The organism is Solirhodobacter sp., from assembly GCF_964715405.1.
The window spans coordinates 1-6602 of record NZ_CBAICG010000079.1 but is presented as its reverse complement, the minus strand read 5'-3'; the positions used below and the strand labels follow the sequence as shown (position 1 = coordinate 6602).

The following is a 6602-nucleotide window of genomic DNA, read 5'->3' as shown; positions in this document are numbered from 1 at the left end:
CATCCGCACCCACCTGAACCTCAACCGCCCGATCTACGCCCGCACCTCGGCCTACGGCCACTTCGGCCGCCAGCCCGACGCCGACGGCGGCTTCTCGTGGGAGAAGACCGACCTGATCGAGGCGTTGAAGCAGGCGGTAAGGTGATGACAAGGCCCGACACGAGCGGTACGTTTCGGGAACAAACTGTGCCGCGGGCCTTTGCAGCCCGAGGCGTGGCGTCGAAAAACGATGAGGGTGTCGAATGAACTGGCTGATTACTGGCGGCTGCGGCTTCATCGGGCGGGCCCTGATCGCCGAGTTGATCGGCCGTGGTCCGGTGTCGATCCGCGTCTACGACAACCTCTCGGTCGGCACGCGGCAGGACCTCGCGCAGGTGGCGCCGGTGCGTGACATCGACCCTGGCGCCGATGCCGATGTCTGGCCGGAGGGCGTTTCCCTCGTGCAGGCCGACATCCTCGACGCTGCGGCGATCGCCCGCATGGCGCGGGGCGCCGATGTCGTCGTTCACCTGGCCGCGAACACCGGGGTTCCGCAGTCCGTCGCTGATCCGATGGCGGATTGCCGGACCAACGTGCTGGGCGTGCTGAACGTGCTGGAGGCCTGCCGCGCCGCGAAGGTTCCGCGCTTCGTGTTCGCCTCGTCCGGAGCGCCACTCGGGGTGCAAACCCCGCCCCTGCACGAAGAGATGGCGCCGCATCCGGCCTCGCCCTATGGCGCCTCCAAGCTGGCGGGCGAGGGCTATTGCTCCGCCTACTTCCATTGCTACGGCCTCGACACCGTGACCCTGCGGTTCGGCAACGTCTACGGCGAGGGCTCCGGTCACAAGGGATCGGTGGTCGCCAAGTTCATCAAGGCCACGCTGGCTGGCGAGAAGCTTGAAATCTATGGCGACGGCGCGCAGACGCGCGATTTCATCCACATCTCGGATCTGGTGCGGGCGGTGATCCTGGCCTGCCAGACGCCGGGTATCGGTGGCGAGACCTTCCAGATCGCCACGGCAGAAGAGACCACCGTCGAGGAAATGACCCGCGTGCTGTTGCGCGCAATGGCGGCAGAGGGGATGACCCTTCCCGACGTGTTTTACGGTGCCACCCGCGATGGCGATGTCGCACGGAATTACTCGGATACGTCCAAGGCGCGGGCACGTCTGGGCTGGACGACCGATGTGGCCCTGGAAGAGGGCCTTCGGCGCACGGTCCGGTTCTTTCTCGAGGCCCGAAAAGAGAAGCATAACTGATGGAGGTGTTTGAATGCGTGTTTTGATTCTGGGCGGCGACGGCTATCTGGGCTGGCCGACCGCAATGGACTTTGCCGCGGCCGGGCATGAGGTCGTTGTGGCCGACAACTATCTGCGCCGCCAGATCGCCGAAGCGACCGACAGCGAGGCGTTGCTGTCCACCCCGACCCTGTCGGAACGGGCCCGCATCTTCCAGGCCACAACCGGGCATGTGATCAAGGTGCGCATCGGCGACCTGTCCGATGCCGAAGTGATGTTCGGCATCGTCCGCGAGGCGATGCCCGACACCATCGTGCACTACGCCGAGCAGCCCTCCGCGCCCTACTCGATGCGCGGCTTTCCCGAGGCGCGGCTGACCTTCCAGAACAACCTGAACGTGACGTTCAACTGCATCTGGGCGGCCAAGGACATCGTGCCCGAGTGCCATATCGTGAAACTTGGCACGATGGGCGAATACGGCACGCCGAACATCGATATCGAGGAAGGATGGCTGGAGATCGAGCACAAGGGGCGCAAGGACAAGTTCCTGTTCCCGCGCGCGGCGGGATCGCTCTACCACACCACCAAGGTGCTCGACACTGACCTTCTGTGGTTCTACGTGCGCACCTATGGACTGCGGGTGACCGACCTGATGCAAGGCCCGGTCTATGGCCTCTCGACTGATCAGGCCGACCTTGATCCGCGGCTTTGCCCCAACTTCCACTATGACGACATCTTCGGCACCCTGGTGAACCGCTTCCTTGTGCAGGCAGTGGCCGGCGTGCCGCTGACGGTCTACGGCGGTGGCGGCCAGACCCGCGGCTACCTGAACCTGCGCGACACGCTGCAATGCGTGCGCCTGGCGGCGGAAAACCCGGCCAAGCGCGGCGAGCTGCGGATCTTCAACCAGTTGACCGAAACCTTCACGGTGAACGAGGTCGCCGAACGGGTGAAGGCGGTGGGCGACCGCATGGGCTTGAACGTCGCCGTCAAGTCGATCCCGAACCCGCGCAAGGAGAAGGAAGAACACTACTACAACCCGGCCCATTCGGGGCTGAGCGACCTCGGCCTGAAGCCGCACTACATGACCGACGATGTGGTCGCTGCGATGCTGGAACGGATCATCGAGAACCGGGCGCGGATCGTGACCGACCGGATCATGCCGCGGGTCAGGTGGAACTGATGGTGATGGAGAAGTTTCGCGACAAGACCGTCCTCGTCACCGGTTCCTGCGGCACCGTCGGCGCCGAACTGGTCCGGCAGTTGTGCGAAAGCCCGGCCGCGCACATCGTCTGCCTCGACAACAACGAGAGCGAGATGTTCTTCCAGATCGAGCAATACCGTGCCTCCGGGAAGGTGTCGGGCCATCTGGCGGATATCCGCGACCGCGAGGCGCTCCGCCTGCGGATGCAGGGCGTGAACATCGTCCTCCACGCCGCGGCGCTGAAACACGTCGGGCTGTGCGAAGACAGCCCGACGCAGGCAGTTCACACCAACATCCTCGGCACCCAGAACGTCATCGACGCGGCGCTCGACAATCAGGTTGAACGGGTCATCTTCACCTCGTCCGACAAGGCCGTGAACCCGACCAACGTGATGGGAACCTCGAAACTGATGGGCGAGCGGCTGATGACGGCCGCCTCGGAAACCAACGTGAACGGGATCGGCAGCAAGCGTGGCAAGCCGCAGACGATCTTCGCTTCGACCCGGTTCGGCAATGTGCTCGGCTCGCGCGGGTCGGTTGTGCCTCTTTTCCGCCGCCAGATCGAGTCGGGCGGCCCCATCACACTAACGGACCGGCGCATGACCCGCTTCATCATGACGCTGTCCGAGGCGGCGTCGCTCGTTCTGGAGTCCGTATGGCTGGCGCGGGGCGGAGAAGTGATGGTGACCAAGATGCCGGTCGCCCGCATCGAAGACATCGCGCAGGTGATGTGGGAACGTCTGGCGGGCAACCGCAAGGTCGACATCACCGAGATCGGCGCCAAGCCGGGCGAGAAGATGTACGAAGAACTGATGAACGACGAAGAGGTCCGCCGCACCTTCGAGTACAAGGATTTCTTCGTGATCGTGTCGGCCTTTGCGAACCTCTCGTCAGGAACCTACGATCACCTCACCGCCGCGCCAAGGCCGGATCGGCCGTACAATTCCAGTGTCGAGGCCGTCATGGCGCGCGATGCGCTCGCCAGCTATCTGATCGACCGGGGCGTGATCTAGTGACGTCGCCCTTCGGCCGCCATATCGCGTCACGCTTCGCGGCGGCGCGCCACAAGTTCTATGTTCGCGCGTTTTCCGGCGTAGCGCCGTACCTCCTTGTGAATGAATTTCCCAAATCCGGCGGAACCTGGCTTGCGCAAATGATGTCCGAGGCGCTGGACATTCCTTTCCGGCGCAACGCTCCCATCCGCTTGGAAAGGAGCGTGACGCACGGTCACTTCCTATCCCCACTTGGGTTGAGGAATGTCGTTCTGATATGGCGCGACCCGCGCGACCTCTTGGTATCTTTCTACCACCATTCGTACTTCGTGAATGAACACTCGAACGCCTTGCTTGTGCAGATGACCAAGCGAAAATATCCGTTGGATGATTACCACGACGTCCGTGGAAATCTTCCGGCCTTCATCCGCCGCATCGCGGCAGATCCGGTAAGCCCCAAATTCAGTTGGCCGCAATTTGCCGAAATCTGGGTGCGGCGACAGGGCGCCGTGCATACGACCTATGAGGCGCTGCGCGGTGACACGGTGGGAGAACTTGACCGGGTCATCAGCGGCCGTACGGGGCAGCGGTTGGCGCCGGAGAGGCTATCCGCCGTGGCTCGGAAATATGATTTCACCCGCGCCAAGCAACAGGCCACGCACGAACTGCCTGCCACCGCTGAAATCTCCTTCATCCGCGAAGGGTCGGTCGGCGGGTGGAAGACGCATTTTTCACCCGATGCGATCGCGGCTCTGGAGCAGACCGGTTACGCCGGGCCGATGAAGCAACTCGGCTACGAACTCTAGCGGAGCGTCACGCCATGCTCAGCGCAAGCATCCGTTTTTCTGCCACGTTCATCTCGCGCATCGGCGCGGCCGTCGGCGGCTCATTCCTGGCTTTCCTCGTGGCGCGGCAGGGCGGGCCGACGGTGCTGGGCCAATTTGCACTGTTCGTCAGCCTTTTGGGAACAATCGGCATCCTGACGCGGCGCGGGCTGGATGTGATCCTGATCAGGGCGGTCGCCGAAGCGAAAGCAAACCGCGATGCCGCGCTGCCGATCCGACTTCTTCGGACGGCGGCAAAGTTGTGCCTCTGGCCCTCGGTCGTCATGTCGATCGCCGGGGCGGCGCTGCTGTCGAGTGGCATGTTCGGCCCTGTGCTTCCGGGGAGTGCGGTGGCCTTCGTCCTTGCCCTTCCCCTGTCGACCGCACTGAACCTCGTGTCCGGATACGTCAAAGGATCGGGGCGGACCTGGATATCGCCGCTGTTCGAGATCGGCGGGATCTCTGTCGTCGCCTGCCTTCTCGTCGCGGGCGGCCTGTTGATCGGGCAGCGCTTCGCCGGATCGTTGGCGCCCGTCGTTCTGGTGGTGGCGATGGGGCTTGTGAGCCTCATGGCCCTCACCTTTCTTTGGCGCGACGGGGTCGCCGTTGGTTCAGGTCAGGTTGAAGGCTCTGCACCAAGAGACCCGAAGGAACTCTGGCAAGGTCAGTGGGATTTCACCCTCATCGCGCTGGCGGGCTTTCTGCTTCAGGCTGGCTCCTTCTCGCTTGCCGCGCCCTTCCTTACCAGCGCCGATCTCGGCCTGATCCGTGGCGCCGAACGGCTGGCCGTCATGGTCAGCTTCCCGATCCTCGCCATCAATCCCTTCATCGCCGCCCAGATCGTCCATCACATCGTCGACGCCGACCGCGAGGGATTGCGCAGGACGATGCGGCGGGCGATGTTGAGCGGCGCGGCGGTATCGCTGCCGCTGCTTTTGGCGTTCATCGCGGTGCCCGGGCTTTGCCTCGGGCTGCTCGGCCCGAAATTCGTCGCAGCAGCACCTTATCTGCGCTATATGGCGCTTGCCAACTTTGCGATTGTCCTGTTCGGGCCAGCCGCAATGGCGATGAACATGGGAAGACTGGAGCGCAAGGCCATGCTGATAAATACCAGCTTCCTCGTGTTAGGTCTGGTCCTTTTCCCGTTCTTGACCTGGGCGTGGCAACTTACGGGCTTCGTCGTCGCCTACGGCGTCATCGCTGTCGCGCGCTCCGTGCTCGTCCATATGTCGATGCATCGGTTCCTGATCCGTAGAGGGTTCTGATGTCCGGAAACAGAAATTGACCATCCTTTATGAGGCCGGAGTGATGGTCAACGCGGTTGCGGGATATCGATTTGCTTCGATTGTGCCAGTGGCCTTCGTATTTATTGCGATGTATAAACAGATTAAGGTATTTAGGCTTGACCTTGTTGTCGCGGGTGCGTTTTTGACTTCGCTGCCAATGCTCACGCCATTGGCGACGGATTTGGCTGGATTTCAACATTTTACGATGCTGAACTATGATCTTCAAGGCAATCCAGCATTGAAGGTCGCTGCCGTTTTGCTTATATCTTTGTTCGTGGCGTCATATTTCCTAGGAGCAAAACTTCATCGGGAACCAAGGGAAGCGAAATCCAAAGCGATCGTAAAGATTGATCTGTTGGTGATCTGCTTCCTGTTCGCGGTAATCTTCGGCCTCTTGATTAAGTATTTAAGATCCGACACCGTATTGTATGAGGGTTACGGTACAGTATATGCGAATGCATCAAGTGTGAATTCAACCGTGAATCAGCTTTTTAATGGGTTCGTTGCTTTTTGCCTGACGTATTTAGGTTCGAGAAATAGGAGACGGATCGTAGTATTTATCTACGTTTGCGTCATCATACTTGCCTTTCTGGTTGCCCGGCGAACCTTGGCGATCGGAACGCTGATGCTGCTGATGTATACTTTGGGCGGCAAGAGATTCACCCCTATTCAAATCGCCTCTCTGGTTTTCGCGGTCTTTCTCTTGTGGTTCATTGGGATCGCCAGATCGGTCGGTATTATTAACTACATTTCGTCTGCAAAGGTGGCCGCTGCCGCCGCCTTCTTTGCTTTGCCTGGAGGGGCCTCGAACCTGTTTGTTGGGTCTATGGGTGTAATAGACCTAGTCAATAGCGGGCGGTTGAGGGGGAGCGATACATTTCCAATATTATCGTGGGCCTCGGGTCATCTTGAGGGGCAAATATATCAGAGTAAGGCTTATCCCCCTGAGTCCGGCACCCACCACATCTGGTGCTGACGGCCTGCCGGTCATTCGTTCGTTGATTTCAGCTGACGGTGTTCGGATTGGAGGGGGTTTCTGTTGATCTCACGGAGGAGACGCTGTTCGGGCGCCTCTTGCC

The 6602-nt window shown here is 61.1% G+C and carries 7 protein-coding genes; all 7 read left to right on the top strand.

Going from position 1 to position 6602, the window contains the following annotated elements; translation table 11 throughout:
• On the top strand, positions 1-145 hold a 145-nt coding region (locus tag AC11WY_RS18915), incomplete at its 5' end, for a methionine adenosyltransferase domain-containing protein (protein ID WP_482928124.1).
• Positions 146-242: 97 nt separating this feature from the next.
• A complete protein-coding gene (locus AC11WY_RS18910) occupies positions 243-1238 on the top strand; it encodes an NAD-dependent epimerase/dehydratase family protein (RefSeq protein WP_482928366.1) in 996 nt (331 codons plus the stop codon).
• Positions 1239-1251: 13 nt separating this feature from the next.
• Positions 1252-2400 carry an NAD-dependent epimerase/dehydratase family protein gene (locus tag AC11WY_RS18905; RefSeq protein WP_482928364.1) on the top strand — a complete coding sequence of 383 codons (1149 nt, stop codon included), beginning with the start codon at positions 1252-1254 and terminating at the stop codon, positions 2398-2400.
• On the top strand, positions 2400-3434 hold the full coding sequence (locus tag AC11WY_RS18900; RefSeq protein WP_482928362.1) for an SDR family NAD(P)-dependent oxidoreductase: 1035 nt from the start codon (positions 2400-2402) through the stop codon (positions 3432-3434). Before AC11WY_RS18905 ends, AC11WY_RS18900 begins: the two co-directional genes overlap by 1 nt.
• Complete coding sequence (locus tag AC11WY_RS18895) at positions 3434-4219, top strand: sulfotransferase domain-containing protein (protein WP_482928360.1); 786 nt, start codon at positions 3434-3436, stop codon at positions 4217-4219. The genes AC11WY_RS18900 and AC11WY_RS18895 overlap by 1 nt, the downstream gene beginning before the upstream one ends.
• Positions 4220-4233: 14 nt before the next feature.
• Positions 4234-5502, top strand: a complete 1269-nt coding sequence (locus tag AC11WY_RS18890; protein ID WP_482928358.1) for a lipopolysaccharide biosynthesis protein — start codon at positions 4234-4236, stop codon at positions 5500-5502.
• 16 nt (positions 5503-5518) lie between these two features.
• Entirely contained in the window at positions 5519-6499 is a 981-nt protein-coding gene (locus tag AC11WY_RS18885; protein ID WP_482928356.1) for a hypothetical protein, read from the top strand.
• Positions 6500-6602 lie beyond the last annotated feature (103 nt).

Bases quoted from the DNA above. Each gene is read 5' to 3' on its own strand.
- AC11WY_RS18910 (WP_482928366.1), top strand. From the start codon at position 243: ATGAACTGGCTGATTACTGGCGGCTGCGGCTTCATCGGGCGGGCCCTG.
- AC11WY_RS18905 (WP_482928364.1), top strand. From the start codon at position 1,252: ATGCGTGTTTTGATTCTGGGCGGCGACGGCTATCTGGGCTGGCCGACC.
- AC11WY_RS18900 (WP_482928362.1), top strand. From the start codon at position 2,400: ATGGTGATGGAGAAGTTTCGCGACAAGACCGTCCTCGTCACCGGTTCC.
- AC11WY_RS18890 (WP_482928358.1), top strand. From the start codon at position 4,234: ATGCTCAGCGCAAGCATCCGTTTTTCTGCCACGTTCATCTCGCGCATC.